Source organism: Klebsiella sp. RCJ4, from assembly GCF_009025755.1.
GTDB classification, from domain to species: Bacteria; Pseudomonadota; Gammaproteobacteria; order Enterobacterales; family Enterobacteriaceae; genus Klebsiella; species Klebsiella michiganensis.
The window spans coordinates 2,880-22,119 of the sequence record NZ_WCIN01000044.1 but is presented as its reverse complement, the minus strand read 5'-3'; the positions used below and the strand labels follow the sequence as shown (position 1 = coordinate 22,119).

Annotated in this window: 13 protein-coding genes and 1 pseudogene; 5 read left to right on the top strand and 9 right to left on the bottom strand. The window is 56.2% G+C overall.

The features are described from left to right. Positions 1-93 precede the first annotated feature (93 nt). Entirely contained in the window at positions 94-753 is a 660-nt protein-coding gene (gene yccA, locus F8562_RS24960) for an FtsH protease modulator YccA (RefSeq protein WP_004100829.1), read from the top strand. An 88-nt stretch (positions 754-841) separates the two neighbouring features. Beyond that, a complete protein-coding gene (gene tusE, locus F8562_RS24955; protein WP_004849563.1) occupies positions 842-1,171 on the top strand; it encodes a sulfurtransferase TusE in 330 nt (109 codons plus the stop codon). Here the strand turns inward: tusE and yccX are convergent. Genes yccX through F8562_RS24940 form a run of 3 tightly spaced genes read right to left on the bottom strand, consistent with a single transcriptional unit; the run spans position 1,168 to position 2,858 of the window. Beyond that, complete coding sequence (gene yccX / locus F8562_RS24950) at positions 1,168-1,449, bottom strand: acylphosphatase (RefSeq protein WP_004849561.1); 282 nt, start codon at positions 1,447-1,449, stop codon at positions 1,168-1,170. The genes tusE and yccX overlap by 4 nt on opposite strands. A 49-nt stretch (positions 1,450-1,498) precedes the next feature. Next, positions 1,499-2,287 carry a helix-turn-helix transcriptional regulator gene (locus F8562_RS24945; protein ID WP_014837988.1) on the bottom strand — a complete coding sequence of 263 codons (789 nt, stop codon included), beginning with the start codon at positions 2,285-2,287 and terminating at the stop codon, positions 1,499-1,501. Positions 2,288-2,303: 16 nt separating this feature from the next. After that, positions 2,304-2,858: a YbhB/YbcL family Raf kinase inhibitor-like protein gene (locus F8562_RS24940; RefSeq protein WP_014228676.1), complete on the bottom strand. Its 555-nt coding sequence runs from the start codon at positions 2,856-2,858 to the stop codon at positions 2,304-2,306. A gap of 191 nt (positions 2,859-3,049) precedes the next feature. Between F8562_RS24940 and rlmI the strand changes: the two genes are divergently transcribed. The 3 genes from rlmI to F8562_RS24925 all read left to right on the top strand — a co-directional run bounded on the left by rlmI (position 3,050) and on the right by F8562_RS24925 (position 5,790). Further along, positions 3,050-4,252: a 23S rRNA (cytosine(1962)-C(5))-methyltransferase RlmI gene (gene rlmI / locus F8562_RS24935; protein ID WP_009651924.1), complete on the top strand. Its 1,203-nt coding sequence runs from the start codon at positions 3,050-3,052 to the stop codon at positions 4,250-4,252. A gap of 60 nt (positions 4,253-4,312) precedes the next feature. After that, on the top strand, positions 4,313-4,630 hold the full coding sequence (hspQ, locus tag F8562_RS24930; RefSeq protein ID WP_009651933.1) for a heat shock protein HspQ: 318 nt from the start codon (positions 4,313-4,315) through the stop codon (positions 4,628-4,630). A 458-nt stretch (positions 4,631-5,088) separates the two neighbouring features. Continuing rightward, positions 5,089-5,790, top strand: a complete 702-nt coding sequence (locus F8562_RS24925; protein WP_014228675.1) for a helix-turn-helix domain-containing protein — start codon at positions 5,089-5,091, stop codon at positions 5,788-5,790. 13 nt (positions 5,791-5,803) lie between these two features. Here the strand turns inward: F8562_RS24925 and F8562_RS24920 are convergent, their stop codons facing one another. From F8562_RS24920 to F8562_RS24895, 6 genes and pseudogenes are all read right to left on the bottom strand, one after another. After that, a complete protein-coding gene (locus F8562_RS24920; protein ID WP_094909552.1) occupies positions 5,804-6,742 on the bottom strand; it encodes a peptidase in 939 nt (312 codons plus the stop codon). 42 nt (positions 6,743-6,784) lie between these two features. Then, positions 6,785-9,928: pseudogene (locus F8562_RS24915) on the bottom strand (glycosyltransferase). Between the two features lie 197 nt (positions 9,929-10,125). Then, a complete protein-coding gene (locus tag F8562_RS24910) occupies positions 10,126-11,331 on the bottom strand; it encodes an HlyD family efflux transporter periplasmic adaptor subunit (protein WP_014228672.1) in 1,206 nt (401 codons plus the stop codon). Beyond that, positions 11,328-13,475, bottom strand: a complete 2,148-nt coding sequence (locus F8562_RS24905) for a type I secretion system permease/ATPase (RefSeq protein WP_004849540.1) — start codon at positions 13,473-13,475, stop codon at positions 11,328-11,330. Before F8562_RS24905 ends, F8562_RS24910 begins: the two co-directional genes overlap by 4 nt. Further along, on the bottom strand, positions 13,472-14,908 hold the full coding sequence (locus tag F8562_RS24900; RefSeq protein WP_014228671.1) for a TolC family outer membrane protein: 1,437 nt from the start codon (positions 14,906-14,908) through the stop codon (positions 13,472-13,474). Before F8562_RS24900 ends, F8562_RS24905 begins: the two co-directional genes overlap by 4 nt. 167 nt (positions 14,909-15,075) lie before the next feature. Continuing rightward, positions 15,076-19,240 (bottom strand): type I secretion C-terminal target domain-containing protein (locus tag F8562_RS24895; RefSeq protein WP_319644008.1); only part of this gene is annotated, 4,165 nt, incomplete at its 5' end.

The following is a 19,240-nucleotide window of genomic DNA, read 5'->3' as shown; positions in this document are numbered from 1 at the left end:
GACTTTGAGTAAAGATGGGTAAAAGCATTAGGGCTTAGGCCCTGTTTTTTTTATGCTTCGTTATTAATTACATCTGTCATAAGAGAGTGACTCATGGATCGTATAATTACATCGTCGCGAGACCGTTCATCGCTACTTAGCACGCACAAAGTTCTGCGGAACACCTATTTCCTGCTTAGCCTGACGCTGGCATTTTCCGCTATTACGGCGACGGCCAGCACGGTGCTGATGCTGCCTTCTCCGGGTCTGATTCTGACGCTGGTCGGTATGTACGGCCTGATGTTCCTGACCTATAAAACCGCGAATAAGCCAACGGGTATCATTTCCGCGTTCGCCTTTACCGGTTTTCTGGGCTACATCCTGGGGCCAATGCTTAACGCCTACCTGTCTGCGGGTATGGGCGATCTGATTGGCCTGGCGCTGGGCGGTACCGCGCTGGTGTTCTTCTGCTGCTCGGCCTACGTGCTGACCACCCGTAAAGATATGTCCTTCCTCGGCGGAATGCTGATGGCGGGCGTGGTGGTCGTGCTTATCGGTATGGTTGCCAACATTTTCCTGCAGCTGCCGGCTCTGCATCTGGCGATTAGCGCGGTGTTTATCCTGATCTCTTCAGGCGCCATTCTGTTTGAGACCAGCAACATCATCCGCGGCGGTGAAACCAACTACATCCGCGCGACCGTTAGCCTGTACGTCTCGCTGTACAACATCTTCGTCAGCCTGCTGAGCATCCTTGGCTTCGCCAGCAGAGACTAATCCTCTCCCCGTCTGTACTCAGGCCCCGCTTATGCGGGGCCTTATTTTTTGCTACACTGCCGCCATTTTCAGCGGTATGTGAAGAATCATGTTTATCTTTGAAGGCAATGAAATAGAGACCGATAGCGAAGGCTATCTGAAGGACACAACCCTGTGGAACGAAGCGATGGCGGCCGTTATCGCTGAGCAGGAGGGCATCAGCCTGTCCGTTGAGCATTGGGAAGTGGTGCGCTTTGTGCGCGACTTTTATCTGGAATTTAACACCTCACCGGCGATTCGTATGCTGGTGAAGGCCATGGCGAACAAGTTTGGCGAAGAGAAAGGCAACAGCCGCTACCTCTACCGCCTGTTCCCGAAAGGCCCGGCTAAGCAGGCGACAAAAATCGCCGGACTGCCTAAACCGGTTAAATGCATCTAATACAAAATGGCGAATTTCTGCCACTCTCTGGTGGGCTGATGGGGCTCGGTCAGAACCCTGTCCACCCGCGCGCTGCGCGGCCCACCGGCCTTCAGCCAGGCAATAAGTTTCTCCACCTGGTCCGGTTCTCCGCAGGCCAGAACCTCCACGCCGCCGTCGTCGAGATTGCGCGCGTATCCCGTTAATCCCAGCTGCAGCGCCTCGCGCTGGGTCGAATAGCGAAACCCGACGCCCTGAACGGAGCCGTATACCCACGCCATCGTGCAAACCGTTGCCATGTTCCCCCCTTTTCGGCCAATGACTCAATACAGAGGATAGCAAATTCCGTCAGCGTACATGCTTAGGTAATAATCCATAGTGCTGACGAAAACGGGCGCTAAAGCGCGAGCCTGACAGGTAGCCGCTGCTTTGCGCAATGTCGCCAATGGGTCGCGACGTCGACTGTAATTGCCCCAGCGCGTAGGCCATACGGACCTCTTCCACGATCTGGCGGAAGCTCCGGGACTCCTGCTGCAAACGACGGCGCAGCGTCGATTCGCCAAGAAAGAGCATTTTAGCCACTTTCGCCACGCTCCACGCTTCGGCAGGCGACAGCATAATAATTTGCCTGACCTGACCGGTTATGTCCTCGCGCCGCTCGTTGAGCAGCGGCCCGGCGTAGCCAGCCTGATACAGCGCCAGCAGCAATCCCATCGCCTGATGGTGCTGCAGCTCGGCGCTGAGCCCCTCCCGTACCGCCCGCAGGACGCTTTGCCACATAAACGACATTTCCGGCGCCAGCGGCGCGCAAAGCGACGTCAGACGACCGGTCTGCGGCTCGCTCATATAGCGGTGCTTAAAATCCGCCAGCAGTTCCGGCGTGAGAGAGAGCAGGTCGGAGCAAAAAAGCCCGTTTTCCGGCTGATTAATCACCTCGAGCTCAACCTCGGCGGGCAAAATAATCAGCTGCTGCGGCGTTGCCAGCATCTCGCTGGCACCCTGCACAATGACCTTACTGCCGCGGTTTACCCGGCAGATCGCGGGCGAGAACAGCGTGACGCGGTGCAGTTTGCATAAACGACGGGTAGTGATTTCCGCCGCCGTTAACGCGTTATGGTGAAAATGGATGTTCCGCATCATGCCGCCCTTTTTATTATCTTCCGGCCAGCGCCGTTAACTGCGCGCTGGCGATAGCGTGGCTGTGTAACATAAATCCGACTAACGCCCCGCTGGCCTCGCCATCAATGGGCAACGTCGGGGTATCAAGCGCCCATACCGTAAAGCGGTAGCGATGCGGTTTATCTCCGGCGGGCGGACACGCGCCGCCAAAACCCGCATAGCCAAAGTCATTGCGCCCCTGTATCGCCCCGGCGGGCAGTTTAGCGTTATTTTTGTCTCCGGCGCCAGCGGCTAAGCCAGTCACCTGTTGGGCAATATTCACCACCGTCCAGTGCCACCAGCCGCTCCCGGTCGGCGCATCCGGATCGTAAGCGGTCACCGCGAAACTGCGGGTACCCGCCGGAGCATTTTTCCAGGCGATCTGCGGTGAAATATTGCCGCCGGTGCAGCCAAAACCGCCAAACCAGTGCGTCTGCGCCAGCGTCTGGCCGTCGCGCATATCCGCGCTGCTGACGCTAAACGGCGCGGCAATCACCGTCCCGCTCATTATAACCATCATCGCGGCTGCGACCTTCAATCCTGTTTTCATCGTATTTTCCTCCGTAAGGTGAGGAAATACTGTAAGATCCCGGCATGTTTTTTATTGTGCCAAAGCGCCTGCGTTTTGTGCCGAAACGCTCACTTGTCGATACCGGTGGAATGGTGCTTGCCTCAGCCACTTGTGCTAACCTACGCGCCATTTTTTCGGTGCCGACATTCCCGTTGCTTAAAGGTAGCCCCATGACAGACTCCATTTTCCCCCGCTTAGTATTAACCAAAGGACGCGAGAAATCCCTGCTGCGTCGCCATCCTTGGATCTTCTCCGGCGCCGTCGCCCGGATGGAAGGTAAAGCCCGTTCAGGTGAGACCATCGATATCGTTGATTCTCAGGGAAAATGGCTGGCCCGCGGCGCCTATTCGCCGTCTTCACAGATCCGCGCCCGCGTCTGGAGCTTCGATCGCAATGAAGCCATTGATAACGCCTTTTTCGAACGTCGCCTGCAGCAGGCGCAAACCTGGCGCGAGTGGCTGGCGGCCCGCGACGGGCTCGATAGCTATCGCCTGATAGCCGGTGAGTCCGACGGCCTGCCGGGCGTGACCATCGATCGTTTTGGCGACTTTTTTGTACTGCAGCTGCTGAGCGCCGGTGCCGAATACCAGCGGGCGTCGATTGTCAGCGCGCTGCAAACGCTGTTTCCGAACTGCGCTATCTACGATCGTAGCGACGTCGCGGTGCGTAAAAAAGAGGGGCTGGAGCTGGCGCAGGGGCCCGTTGTCGGCGAACTGCCGCCTGCCCTGCTGCCGATTACCGAGCACGGTATGCAGCTGCTGGTAGATATTCAGGGCGGCCACAAAACCGGCTATTACCTTGACCAGCGCGACAGCCGCCTGGCGACCCGTCGATACGTCGCCGATAAGCGCGTGCTGAACTGCTTCTCCTATACCGGCGGTTTTGCCATCTCCGCGCTGATGGGCGGCTGCCGTCAGGTTGTCAGCGTTGACACCTCGCAGGAGGCGCTGGACGTCGCAAAGCAGAACGTTGAGCTGAACAAGCTGGATCTGTCTAAAGCGGAGTTCATCCGCGACGACGTCTTCAAGCTGCTGCGGAAATATCGCGACGCCGGCGAAAAGTTTGACGTGATTGTGATGGATCCACCGAAGTTTGTTGAAAACAAAAGCCAGCTGATGGGCGCCTGCCGCGGCTATAAGGACATCAACATGCTGGCGATTCAGCTCCTGAATCCCGGCGGCGTCCTGCTGACCTTCTCCTGCTCCGGCCTGATGACCACCGATTTATTTCAGAAAATCATTGCCGATGCCGCCCTGGATGCCGGACGTGATGTACAATTTATAGAACAGTTCCGCCAGGCTGCCGACCACCCGGTGATAGCAACCTACCCCGAAGGGCTGTATCTGAAAGGGTTTGCTTGCCGCATCATGTAACTTGAAAAGTGGAGAATCGGCCCGCATATAGCAGGTAATCATGTCTCCCAGGAGGTGCTTATGATAGCCAGCAAATTCGGTATCGGCCAACAAGTTCGCCACACGCTTTTGGGCTACCTGGGCGTGATCGTCGATGTCGATCCCGAGTACTCGCTCACGGAGCCGGAAGAGGATGAAATCGCCGCTAACGACGAACTGCGCCTTGCGCCCTGGTATCATGTGGTGATGGAAGACGATGATGGCCAGCCGATTCACACTTATCTCGCAGAAGCGCAGCTGAGCAGCGAGCCCAGCGACGAACATCCTGAACAGCCGTCGCTGGACGAACTGGCCAGAACCATTCGCCAGCAGCTGCAGGCCCCTCGATTGCGCAACTAGTCATTTGTGGGTTTTACGCCTGGATACCGCCAGGTTTAAAACCCCGTTGGCTATTTTCATCTCCTCCTTGCCGCCGCGTATGCGGCAAATAGGATAAAAAATAAACGCCGCGCTTTTTTATTTAATAAACACATATACCTACCTGACTCACTCCGCTTATCATCGCGTTAAAAAATCAAAAACGAAGCGAGAAATTCCTCACGCGCAATAACGTGACTTTTTGCGCAAAAAGACCAGCCGCAAAAAAAGATCTACCTGGCTTAAAAAAACAATAAAAAAAATCAATTTATATTGACTAATATGAATTACAGGTTTTAGATTACAAATCGTAATTTATAGCAGGAAAATAATCCTGGCAATGTTCGATAAGTTGCCAACAGAAAGCATATTATTGATTATTAGACGCGTACAATATCCATTCAATAATATTTTCAACTCATTGTTTTAAAAGGGTAACAATGAAGAGGAATAATCACTCGCTGCTCCGCGATGAAATTTTAAGCAAAGTCGTGAAACCCACCGATCATATTGAAAAATTGATTGAGATAATCGCTAAAGAGCATACGCCCTGCACCATTAGCAAAAAACGCAACATCAGCCTGACGCGGAATGGTGAAAGACAGTGCCTCATTTTATTCGACGGGAGCGTGGCGTTAAACCGCATAAGCGATGGGATGATCCTTAATGCTGAAAGCGCACCGTTTATTTTTGGCGCCAGCTGCCAGCTGGCATATACCCGCCATCTGTATGTTAAAACGAAAGAAACATCGCGCTTACTTTTGATTCCACAACGTTTTTTTCATGAGCAGGTCGTCAAATATCATCTCTGGCAATCGCTGGCGATGCTGCAGGATTATAGTTCGGCCAAAGTCTATGCTCATTGCATGACGATATCACAACTCTCCGCATACGAAATTATACGTAGCCATCTGCTCGAACTTATTGATGAACCGAATGTAATTAAGAATAACATCACTGCCGTGAATTATATTATGGACCACTCTTTTTTGTCCCGCAGCGGCATCATGCGGGTATTATCGAAGCTGAAGAGTGACGGCTATATCCATTTATCGCGCGGCATCCTGACGGATATTATTGATCTGCCGGAAAAGATGAACAGGCTTTATTCAAAATCCGGGCCCGCGCAGCCAGCAGAATGAGTATGCATACCGCTTATTTTTTATTCTGCGCCGTCGCGGCTAACGCCTGGCAAATCAGGTGACTGTACCGCCCGTCGCGCTGCTGCTGTTCACTCCAGCGGATATTGGGCAGCTTCATTTCACCAGAAATGCGCCGGCTGCTGAGCGCAAGCTGCTGAAAAAAAGGCGCCAGCATCGCGCCGCCGGGTACCGTCCGGGTTTGAAACACCGGGCTGCCATCGACATAGCGATACGCCAGCGCGTTATCCGGCACTAGCGTGGCGGCAAACGCCTGCTGCGCATAGCTGGCCCAAAAGGTGGCCGCGCTATAGCTGCGAGAAACGTTGCTCTCGCAGGCAACCTCCCCGGATGAAGGCACAACTCTTTCCTGCGCGGGTCTGAAGGCATTTTCCATCCAGCGCGCCATACCTTCCAGGTACCATTTCTGTTTAAAAACCCCGTAGCCGTATTGATACAAATGAAATAATTCATGCGCTGGCGTAATGTTGCGCGCCGGCCGCAGCGCGGCGTTAAGGACAATTTTTAAGCCGCAGGGCAGCGCCGTTCCGTCACCCATGGTTTCTGCCGCCACCCGATCGAAGGCCAGGCCGTGACCTTTGGGGAGCGTCAGCAGGTAGATGTTGATCTGTCGGGCCTGGCGATAAATTTTCTGCTGCAGCGGCGAGCGCAGGCCCAGCAGCGAGGTGTAGAGATATTTCGCAGCCTGGAGCTGGCTCGCAATGTCTTTCACGACATCCGGCACGCCGTCGCCGGAACTATCCTGCGGATATTGCAGGGCGTCCCTACCCTGCAGGCTGTAGTAAATATGAAAGTCATCCACGACGTGCGCTTTTTCCAGGCGATGCGCATGAAGCAAAGAGCCGGGAACGCAGCGGGAAACCTGCACCACATCGCGCGCCAGCAGCGGCGAACAGCAGCAGGATGCCAGCAGGAGCGCGATGACTCGTCTCATCGCCACGCCTGAGGGCCGCGGGAATAAAAAAGGCGCTGACGGTTAGCCAACGTTAACCGCCCGAGGACGCTTTTTTTCCAGCCCGTTTCCGCGCTCCGCGCCGGCATCCAACTGACGCTCGCTTGTCTGCAGCCATGCCGCCCAGCGTCCGGCGATAGCGCTGCCGTAGTAGCGCTGGGCGTTGCGCAGCGCGGCCTGCTGCATACTTTGCTGCAGCGACTTGTCGGAGATAACGGCGATCAGCGCCGCCGCCAGGGCCTCCTCATCGCCGCAGGGCACCAGAATCCCCGCCTCCCTGTCCTGCAGGATGTCGCGCGGACCGTACTTAATGGCAAAGCTAATCAGCGGCGTACCGTAGGCCATCGCCTCCACGGCGGAGAGAGACTGCCCCTCCTGAGTCGAACAAAGTACCGTGCAGCAGGCCGTTTTATGCGCCTGCGCGATGTCGGAGGTGAAGCCGTTGATATGGATCGCCTTCTCCAGCCCCCACTCCGCCACCCGCGCGCTTAAGCTGCGCCGCAGCGGCCCGACCCCGTAGGTGTGCAGCTGCGCATCGGGGATCGCCGTCAGCACTTTACGAAAGGCGTTCAGCAGCAAGGCATGCTGCTTCTCTTCCGAATAGCGCGCCAGATAAATGACCGTCTGCGACGGCGCTTTCTGCGGGTTCGCCGGAATATTGCCGTTATCGAGATGATTGGGGATCACCACCATCCGCGCGGCCGGGAAACCCTCCAGCTGCAGGTCCTGCCACTGCTCATCGGTGAGGACAATCAGCCGATCGACAAGCTCCGGCTGTTCGAGGATATGCCGGTAGGAGCTTTTCAGCGCGCCGTTAGACAGCTGATGATGGGAGTGAATAATCGCGCTCAGCGTACACGCCATGCGCTGTGCGGGCCGCGAGCAGACGAAGCTTTTCCACGTTTTATTTTTATCGACGATAAAATGCCAGCGCCCTTTTTCCGCCAGCCGGGTTTCCAGCATCCACGCATAAAACGCCTCTTCCTGAGCAAAGCGTTTGACTTCACCGCCCGCCAGGGCAATTTCAAGATGGCTTAGCTGCACGTTGCCCTTTTTCTCGTCAAAGCTTTTGCGCAGCAGAATATTGCCGGCGCTATCAATATAGTCTTCGATGATTCTCCCCTGCGGACGCAGCAGGAAGTTGTGTTTACCCACCGCGACATCCGCGCCGGGATTGACGGCATGCCTGAGCTCGATATTGCCCACCAGCGGCGCCAGCGCAGCGATCGCGTTCATCTCAAAGCAATCGCTGAGCCACTCATAGAGGTTATAAACCGGCACCTCTTCGGGCAGCGCGCCGCGCGCTTTCAGCGCCCGCACCGCTCTGGACAATTCGGGATTCCACGTCGCGGTAACTATCCAGGGCACGGTGCGCAAATGTTCGGTAAAGAGCTTCGCCCGCCGCATGGCCGCCACCTCAATACCGTTGCCGACGTCGCGCAGCGTCTCCAGCAGAAAAACGGGGATCGCGTTATTCGACGGCGGCGCGTCGTCCTGCGGGAGCAGCGGCTTTTTTGCCGCTAAATGGTATTTCTGATAGGCGATAAAGCCGGAAAGGTAGTGCTCGACGTCATCGATACGCACGCGGTAGCTGTGGTGGCGAATAAAGAAGCTGTTGACGATCCGTGCGGGATTTTTAAAAAACATCGCCAGCTCAGGCCAGAAGAAGCCGTTCAGCAAATAGCGCGCCCGAACTTCCAGCGCCTGCCAGAACTTCTGCTGGTCAAAATCCGCCAGCAGATGGCGATGCTCGGGCGAGGCGTCCAGACGGGTCACCATCTCAGACGCCGCCATCATTAATTCCAGCAGCGTGGGATAGGTGGTGACGCGATGCAGCACAAAATCAAGATGATCGCGCACGTTGTTCAGGCCAAAGCGAAAGTACTTCTCTTCCGGGCGAAAGCGGGTTAACTCATTAACGCAGTAGCTCAGCCAGTGGTCATGGTGCTGCCAGTGCTTATTTTTAATGAAATAGGCGAAGGCTTTTTCCACCATCTCCAGCCACTGCGGCGCTTTGGTCAGGCCGTACAGGCGCATAAGAGCAAAAGCCGCTTCGCCATCGTAATAAATGATGCGGAATTTGGCTTTCAGCGACAGATCGTGGCTATTCAATACGTGAACAAACTGGCCGCTGAGCGGATCCTGCATAAAGGCGATGCCGGTCGCCAGCTGCGCCATCAGCGGCAGATATTGCCGGTCTCCGGTCGTCTCGGTGTATTTCACCAGCGCCAGGATACTTACCGCGTTACCGCCGAGCTTGATCTCATCGCCCACGTCGCAGAGAAACGCCGCCTCGCGTCCATTGTCCAGCGTCCGTACTTCAATCAGCGTGTTAACCAGGTACGCAATCGCGCGGTCTATCGCCTGACGAACCGACGGCTGACGGGTCGCTTCCCAGCCCTCAATCAGCGAATAGGTGGAGCTGGCGTGGCGCAGCGCGTTATAGGATCGGACCGGGCGGTCGAAACAGGGAAACCAGCCGTAATGGTAGAGGCCGTCTTGCTTTACCTGACGGGCCAGATAATCGGTGCCTTTTTTAATCACCTCGGCGAGGCACTCGTCCTGCCAGTTTTCCCCGATAACGCGATAGCCGGAACCTCGCCCGCTCTGTTCCATCACTTTTGTCCCAAAACGATCGCAGAAGATCCCCTGAGTTTTAAAGCGTCAGAGCGGCTGCTGCGGATCCTGCGGCCAGCTAAGCGTCTGTTTAAACCGCCGCCGGGCGTAGTTTTCCAGATTGACGCTATTCGGCGCCACGACGCCGTTATCGCCATCGTAGAGCAGCGCGTTGCCGGCAATTTCCTGCTCGAGCATTGCGCAATTAAACTGCGGGTCAAACGCGAGGCCAAAGCGAAAATAGTTACGCTTGGTGACCATGAATTTTTCATTGAGGGATTGCCAGCTGAGCTTTTCCACGCTGTCCACGACGTCAACCCGCAGCCACTGCGGTTCGCGGTCCTGTTTTTTACGCCACTCCTGCAGCGCCCTGGCCCCCGCCAGCCACGCGAGATCGAAGCTGGTACCGCGAGAAATATGCATATGCGCGCGTGATTGGCCATCGCTGACGCTAAAGAAGATTACCCATGCCGGATAGTCAGAGGGCAATACGGTGGATTTTAATTTTTTCGCCTGAAAGCAGGCTTGTTGCAGTAAATCACTTAGCGCCATCTTCCCCTCTCCGTTTATTCAAGAATGCGTTGAATGTTTAAAAATTATTATCAGAGACTGCAAACAAACCCATTTTAGATATTGCGCCGATGGCTCGGCCCGGCACACTCCCCGGAGGCGGCGCTCAACGCGCCTTGTCCGGGCTAGCGGACCGCAAACGGCCATGACCCGTAGCCGATAAGAAGCTCGCCCGTTGATTAACGTTCCCTTAAGGCTTCTTTTGCCCGATTAAACGGTTTGACCAGATAATCCATGACCGTTTTTTCGCCGGTCTTAATATCAACGGTGGCAATCATTCCCGGGCCAATTAAAAAACGCTTGCCGCTTTTATTTTCCAGGTAATCATAGTCAGTGCGAATAAACACCCGATAGTAGTAAACATCCGGTTTAGCTTCATCCTGAGTGGTATCCGGCGATATGGTTTCCACCACGCCGTTCAGCGCGCCATAGATGGCATAATCATAGGCGGTAATTTTCACCAGCGCCTGCTGGTCAGGATGAATAAAAGCAATATCACGAGGTGAAATCCGCGCTTCGATTAATAACCGGCCATCGACCGGAACAATTTCCATCAGCTCGCCGTTGGGCGCAATAACCCCACCAATCGTATTGACCTTAATATTTTTAACGATCCCCTGCACCGGCGAACGAACGGTTAAGCGCGTGACCGAATCGGCGCGCCCCTTTATCACTTCCGCCAGGCTGGCCACGTCGGCATTGGCTTTTGACAGCTGTTCACGCGCGTCAACAAAATAGCGGGTATTGAGATCGATCTTTTTAAAACTAATATCCGCGACCTGCTGGCGAAGACGCAGCACTTCGACATTGCTCGCCGCCCCGGTTTTCGCCAGCCTTTCGGTGATGGCCAGTTCGCTATTCACCAGTTTTAACGACTCGTCCAGCTGGCGCGTCGATTTGCTCAGCTGCTCTTTGCGGCTATGGTACAGACGCGTCTCCTCCGCCAGCAGCGCGGGCCAGGCTTTCAGGGAGTCGGGAAACGCCAGCGGCTGATTGTTCACCTCGGCGGTTAAGCGAATGCTCGCCGCCAGCGAGGCGCGATATTTCGCCTGGCTTTCGCCGACGTTAGATTCGCTGCGGGTGGGATCGAGGCGCGCCACAACCTGTCCGGCTTGTACCTTGCTGCCTTCCCGTACGTTCAGCTCGGTTAAAATACCGCCGTCGAGGGTTTGTATCACCTGCTCCCGCGAGCTGGGGATCACTTTCCCGGTACCGGTTGAAACTTCGTCCAGTACCGCGAACCATGCCCAGATGCCGCCCACCAGCAGCATAACGGCCAGCAGGAGAATCAGCCGCCGCGATTTAACAATTTTCGCCTCGTCTTCTTCGCTATCCGGCAGCAGCGCCACCGGGTCGTGATCGGCCATCAGGGGGATTTTACTCATATGTTCACCACCTGCCCGCGGGCTTTCTCTTGCTCAAAAACCGTTGCTTTGGGTTTATCCAGCGCCAGCTGCCCGTCCTGGATAACCAGGATCCGATCGACGATATTAAGCACCGCAGCTTTATGCGTGGCGATGATCATCGTTCGCTCGCCGGCCCACTGCGCCAGCTGTTCCACAAAGGCCTTTTCCGTTCGCTCGTCGAAAAACGAGGTCGGTTCATCGAGCAGGATAATGTTCGGATCGCGCAGCAGCGTCCTGGCCAGCAGCAGAGACTGCCGCTGGCCGCCTGAAAGCCCCAGCCCGCCTTCCATAATGACGTGTTCAAGACCGAGGGGCAGTTTGCGCACAAACTCCAGCGCGCCGCACAGGGTAAGCACCGAGAAGATTTCATCATCCGTCGCCGCCGGTCGCCCGAGGATCAGGTTCTCACGCAGGGTGCCGTGGAACAGCCGCGCCTCCTGGGTCAGCAAGGTGGCGTTGCGGCGAATATCCGCGAGGTCGATCTGCGGCAGGCTTAAATCATCCAGCCGCAGCTCGCCCGAAACCAGCTCGACGTTGCCCATCATCGCCTGCAGCAGGGTCGATTTACCGGCGCCGATTCGCCCAAGGATGGCGATTCTCTCGCCGGCTTTAATGGATAACTGGTTGATACGCAGCGGGATCGCGGCATCGTTAAGGCCGTAGCGGAATTCCGCCTGCCGGAACTCGTAATTGCCGTGCAGCACGGCGCGGTGAACCCGGGTTTCGTCCTGCCCCCCTTCGACCGGCAGCGCCATCAGGTTATCGAGGCTGGCCTTCGCCGTTTTCACCTGCTGCCAACGAGCGAGTACGCCGCACAGCGCGGTCATCGGCGCCACCATGCGGGTCGAGAGCATTGATGCCGCCACCATCGCCCCGGTGGTGATGTCGCCATTAATCACCAGCGGCGCGCCGACCACCACCACCGTGGCATAGAGCAGGTTTTGCACCGACATTCCCCAGCTGACCAGGCCGTGGGTGAGCCTGCGCGTTTTGACCCCCGACTCGGCGGTAATGGCAATATAGCTATTCCACTGATGCAAAAAGCGGCTTTCCGCCTGCATCATTTTGATGTCCTGCAACCCCTGAATGCTTTCCACCAGAATGGCGTTACGCAAGGTATTTTCATGCTGGTTTTTATTGGCCAGCGCCGCGAGCTTGCGCTGCAGCAGCAGGCCGGGCAGGATCATCAGAATCGTCGCCACCGGCGCAATCCAGCTTAGCCACGGCGAGACGATAAACAGCACCACCTGAAACAGCAAAAAGAACGGTAAATCCGCCACGATGGTCATCATCGTTGAGGTCATCATTTCGCGCACCTGCTCCAGCTCGCGGATTTGCGAAATAAAGCTCCCCGTCGAGCGCGGTACCGCGCTGTTTTTCAGGCGCAGCGCGTGGCCGAAGACCCGGTCAGAAACGCGAATATCCCCGCGTTTGCCGAGCAGATCCGTGACGTGCCCGCGCATAATTTTCAGCACAAAAGCAAATACCGCCGCCAGCAATACGCCGCTGAACAGGACATACAGAGTGGGATAAGACTGCGCCGGGATCACCCGATCGTAAACCTGCATCGAAAACAGAATACCGCTCAGCGCAAGAACGTTTATGGCAAAAGACGCCAGCATCACGTGCAGGTAGGGGCGAATATCTTTCAGCACAATTTTACGCAGCCAGTCCGGCTGAAAGCGGGCCAGGTAGCTCTCGGTGCGAATATCCCTTTCCGGCGCTGACGGGCGAAACGCAATGGTCTTTTCAATTTCCGGCAGCAGGGTTTCCAGCGGGCAGTAGCTGAGCAGCGCGAGCTCCTTCACAAACCGCACCCCGACGGCGTTATTAACGTCAAAGCTTTCGAGCACGGCGACTTGCCCGTCGCGCAGCTGGACGACCAGCGGTAGCCGCCAGGCCGACATTTTCTCATCGCCCGGAGATAAAAACTGGCAGTTTAGCCCGGCGTGGCGCGCCAGGTGCCGGAGCGCCTCCGGCAGGGTTTTCTGCGTCGCCCACTCGGCGGCGGCATGCAGCGTGCCGGGAGAAAAGCTTTGTCGATAGTGGTTGGCAATAAAAGCAATCGCATTAGACCAATCGAGCAAATGCGGTATCCCGGCGCGTTCGTTTTGTGAGGTCATGGGCGGATCTCCACGCCCTGGATATTTTGTTTTTCCAGCGCGAACACCGAGCGCATCTTGCCGGTGCTGAACAGGCAGTCCAGCTCCAGCGAACGCAGTTGTGATTCCGTCAGGACCTGGCTAAATCTGGCCTGGTAAATTTCCTGATCGACGTTGAGCAGATCCAGCAGCGGCCGCGAGCCGAGCTGAAGATACTGATCCTGATACAGCGCCCGGGTTTGCTCACCCAGCTGCTGCTGACGTTTCTGAATCCCCAGCGACTGGGCAAGATTAACCGCTTCATCGCGAGAGGCGTTCAGCTTCTGGCTGGCATCCAGCTGGGCGGTTTTTATCGCCGCATTCGCCGCCGCCAGACTTTGCTGGGCGGCGTCGCGTGAGGCGGTCATCGCACCGCCCTGATAGATGGGCATTTGCACTTTCACCCACGCGGAGTATTGCGTTTTATTCAGTACCGCGCTGTTGGCGTAGTTATCGTTGAGGTAATGGGTGACTTCCGGCTCAAGGGAAATCGTCGGCAGCATTTGCGCGTTGGCGTTATCCAGCTGAGCCTGAGCCTGGCCGGCCTGGGCCAGCGCCGCTAATACCGCCGGAACAGAGCGGTAATCGATTTTGGATACCGCGCAGGCGGCGTCCATCCCCTGCGGAAGGTCATCCGTCACCGTGGCAATGCCGCCGATGCCGATATAGGTCGCGAGCGTGGCTTTCCAGCGCTGAAGGGCCGCCTGATATTGCAGGAGCGTAGATTGCGCGCCCTCCACGCGGGTATCGGTCTGCACAACGTCCGATAACGATGACGCCCCCGCATCGTTGCGCTGGCGAATAAGATCGCCAATCTGTTTAAGCGAATCGACCTGCGCTTTAGCGATGTCGACCAGCTTTTGATAGCCCTGCACCTGCACTACCGCCGCGGCGGTGTCGTGAGCGACCTGGTCGATATTCAGCATGACGGTGGCCTGCTGCTGGGCCACGCCGGAGTCGGCGGCTCTGACCGAACTGGACACTTTGCCGAAGTCGTAAAGCATTTGCGATACCGAGACGACCAGCGATGGCGTATATCCGGCATCAGAATAAGTATTACTATAACCATTATTCATACCCGCACTAATTTGCGGGTAATATTTGGCTTTCGCCACGTCAACTTTCTGCGCCATTTCCTGGAGTTTGCTGACCTCCTGGGTAATCGCCGGATGCCAGTTGACCGCATTTTTTACCGCTTTTTTTATATCCAGCGGGCCGGATATTCGGGTCTGGCTATTAATAATCTCTTCATTGTACCCCGCGACCTGTTGGCTATCGGTTAAACGCTGGCTGCTAATATCATTCGGCATCAAGTATGAATTTTCCGCATGACCTGAAAACGGCGGATTCAAAGCAATAAAGAGAGCGGTATAGCCGCAGGTTATGACATTCCTTTTTTGTTTAAATAGACGCATCAAATTTACCCTTCAGAATTCACGCACTGAAAAAACGGATATAATAATTTCCGCATCATTATTTTTATTAAATAACGGTCTGCTATCTCCCGGATCGCTGCCCGATTCATTCCTCCGCAATAAATAATCTGGACGGCACTTCCGTGTGCCGTTCGCTATAACGCCGATTAGTTGGAGTTATTTGTATCAAGCAGCTCGTTGAGCGAATTGATATGCACCCCTTCCAGCGTAATTAAGGTTGTTGATTGATGGTCACCGGCCCCGCCGTCGCGGTCGATGGATACCACCGTGTTATTGCCAACGTAGCTCAGGGTCACATAGTTGCCCAGACTGCTGCTGTTCCCATCCCAGTCAACCAGCAGCGCCGACACATCGATATGATCCCCTTGCGCAACCGAGAAATCCTTCCAGGTATCGCTGCCGTTGCCGCCGGTATTGTCATCGGCCAGCAGGTTGTAAACCACCGTGTCGGCCCCGATACCCAGGGTGAAGGTATCGTCATAAGCGGTGCTGTGGATATCGTCGCCGTTCACGCTGCCGGTAATCTGCGGATGCAGATCGATGGTCAGCGTCGCCGCGGAAGAAACGCCATTGCTGTCGTTTACCGTGTAGGCGAAGACCTCCTTGTGCGTGATTGTCGACACATCCATCCCTGCCTTCAGACTGTAGGTATAAGAACCATTATTCGCCATCGTCAGGGTGCCATAGTCACCGTAAATTGTGACGCTACTTCCGGTTACTGCGCTACCGTTGCTGGTGGTGATACTGCCATTGCTGTTGAAGGTCCAGGATTCGGCACTGCCAGTGGAAGTATGTCCGGCGACGGTGTATGAGGCATACAGCACGCCATGGAAATCTTCCGTACCGCCCGAGTTGTTTCCGTTCTGGATATTCCCGCTGACGTTGGTTCCTGCCACCGTATAGTGCGTTGCGGTATCGAACGTCGTACCGGTGATAGAAGCTCCAACCGTATAATTCGGCGCTGGCGTTAAGAAAGAATCCAGAGTGGCGGTGGCTTTCGAAGCCAGGACCATCTCGTAATTTCCTTCGCTCAATGCCACACCCGTTAGCGTTAGCGTATCCGTAGCGCTGGCTGTTGCGCCGATAATCGTGGTCAGATTTTCTGTCGGTGCCCCCTGCCACACCAGAACCTTACTGCCGTCGCTGAGTACGTGATAAATGCTGACCGTGCTGTCAATCCTGACGGTATTGACCACCGAGCCACTTGCGGTGTAGTTCACATTCACCGAGAGGGTATCCATTTCGCGATCGGCCCCCACGCTAAAGCTAATCGACTTACTCGCTGATACTCCGCCCGTTGTCGACTTACCGCTTGTGTTCAGCCCCGCCGTGTCAATCGCCGGAACATTCACCGTTGCCAGCGCCGTTGCCACGTTCAGCGCAACGACATCATTCACCGCCAGCGAAGCCGGGCTGTCGATATCGATCGTCAGCGTCGTGCTCGCCGTGTGGCCCAGACTGTCGGTTATGGTGTAGGTAAAGACCTCCGATTGGCCGACGCTATTCACTCCGCCGTACGGCTGATAGGTATAGCTACCGTCGCTATGGATGGTCAGCGATCCCCAGGCACCGGCTATCGTCGTTCCGCTGCTGGTGACCGATACCGGATCGGCGTCGGTCACCGAGGTGGCGGTGACGCTCGTCACCTTAATATTTACCCCGGTGTCCGCCACATCGCCGTCGCCATCGCTTTGCAGGACGTTCCCCGTCAGGCTGTCGGTGTGATAGCCCTCAGAATCGGTGACCGACACGTTGACAAAGGTGCCCAGGTTCAGGTCCAGCAGCGCGCCCAACAGACCGCCGGTATTCGGTGAAGAGACCACCGCCGTGTACGACCCTGAAGGTAACATTGAGGACCAGCCGCCGCCGCTATAGCCCAGGCTGAGACCGAGTCCATTAACATTAATGTTGACGGCGTTGGTCAGAACCTGCACCACTTCGCCGGTCGCCTTATCGACGATAGAGAGATCCGCCGTAAAGGACGATGCGCCACCCAGCAGGCTCAGCAACGTGCTCAGGGCCGCGCCCAGGCTCAGGCCGGTGGTCCCAGAGACAGCGAGCAGCACTTTTTCGTTTGCCCCCGCGGCGACGTCAAAGTCAAAACTATTGCCGTTGAGTAAGCCAACGTTGACGGAACCGAGTAACGAGACGCCGACAAGTTGGCCAACGGTACCGCTTTCTCCGTTGAGCGTATCGAACGTCGCGGTCAGATCCGTTTCCTGAGCATCCGGATTGGCCTGCGCCGGTTCGATGTTGCCGCCGATATTAATCGTCAGGTTAGTCGTCGAGGTATTGCCCGCTTCATCGGTAATGGTATAGCTAAAGACATCCGATTGACCGATAGCGGCCCCGCCTTTGGTCAACTGGTAGCTATAGCTGCCATCAGAGTGAATCGTCAGTACCCCATAAGCCCCGGTGATATTGACGCCAGCGCTGGTCACGTTAACCGGGGTCGATCCGTCGACGGAGTCCGATACCGCACTGGTGACCGAGATGCCCTGACCGCTATCCTGCATATCGCCGCTGGCGGTGGTATCCAGCACGTTACCTTCAATGGCGCCGACGCTGTAGCCAACGGAATCCGTCACGTCCACGTTGACGAAGCTTGCCACCTGGGCCGCCGCCAGCGCGTTGATCAACGATACCAGGGGGCCGTTACTTTCCGGCGCAGAGATAACCATGGTGTAGTCGCCCGCCGGCAGATTGGCGAAGGAGACCGTGCCGTTATAGGAGAGCCCGCCAAGCAGGCTCGCCGAGATAGAGACGCTGTTTTCCGCAATCGCCACGACTTCGCCGGTGACCGTATTCACCACCGAGAGATCGGCCGTCAGGGTATTTCCTGCCCCCAGCAGGTTGACGATAGTGGTCAGCAATCCGCTCGCCGTCAGCAGCGAGTTGCCGTTCACCGATACCGTCATATCCTCAACGGTTCCGGAACCCACGCTAAAGCGCAGATTATTGCCCGACAGCAGCGAGACATCGACGGTGCTGAGTAACGTCAGGCCAACCAGTTGACCGCTGGTACCGCTGACGTTGTTCAGGTTACCTTCCAGCGCGACAACGTCCGGGCTGTTGCTATCGGGGATGGCCTCGATATCGCTGTCGGAATCCGAGTCGCTGTCCGAATCCGAGTCGCTGTCAGAGTCGGAGTCCGAATCGCTGTCGGAATCCGAGTCGCTGTCTGAATCCGAGTCACTGTCGGAGTCGGAATCGCTGTCAGAATCCGAATCGCTGTCTGAATCCGAATCGCTGTCAGAGTCCGAATCGCTGTCGGAGTCGGAATCACTGTCGGAATCCGAGTCGCTGTCTGAATCCGAGTCGCTGTCGGAATCGGAATCACTGTCGGAGTCGCTGTCGGAATCCGAGTCGCTGTCCGAATCCGAGTCGCTGTCAGAGTCCGAATCGGAGTCGCTGTCGGAGTCCGAATCGGAGTCGCTGTCGGAGTCCGAGTCGCTGTCCGAATCCGAGTCGCTGTCCGAATCCGAGTCGCTGTCCGAATCCGAGTCGCTGTCAGAGTCAGCATCGCTGTCCGAGTCGGAGTCACTGTCAGAATCAGAATCGCTGTCTGAATCCGAATCACTGTCAGCGTCGGAATCGCTGTCGGAGTCCGAGTCGCTGTCCGAGTCAGAATCGCTGTCAGAGTCAGAGTCGCTGTCCGAGTCGGAGTCGCTGTCTGAATCCGAGTCACTGTCAGAGTCGGAGTCGCTGTCCGAATCCGAGTCGCTGTCCGAATCCGAATCACTATCTGAATCGGAGTCGCTGTCAGAGTCCGAATCGCTGTCAGAGTCCGAGTCGCTGTCAGAGTCCGAGTCGCTGTCAGAGTCCGAGTCGCTGTCAGAGTCAGAATCCGAATCGCTGTCACTATCAGAATCGCTGTCGGAATCCGAGTCGCTATCGGAGTCGGAATCGCTGTCCGAGTCCGAGTCGCTGTCAGAGTCAGAATCACTGTCAGAGTCGGAGTCGCTGTCCGAATCGGAGTCGCTGTCGGAATCGGAATCGCTGTCAGAATCCGAATCACTGTCAGAATCCGAATCACTGTCGGAATCGGAATCGCTGTCAGAGTCCGAATCGCTGTCTGAATCGGAGTCGCTGTCAGAGTCAGCATCGCTGTCGGAATCGGAATCACTGTCGGAATCCGAGTCGCTGTCCGAGTCGGAGTCACTGTCGGAGTCGGAGTCGCTGTCGGAATCCGAGTCGCTGTCAGAGTCGGAGTCACTGTCAGAGTCTGAATCGCTATCCGAGTCCGAATCGCTGTCCGAATCCGAGTCGCTGTCAGAGTCAGCATCGCTGTCCGAGTCGGAGTCACTGTCA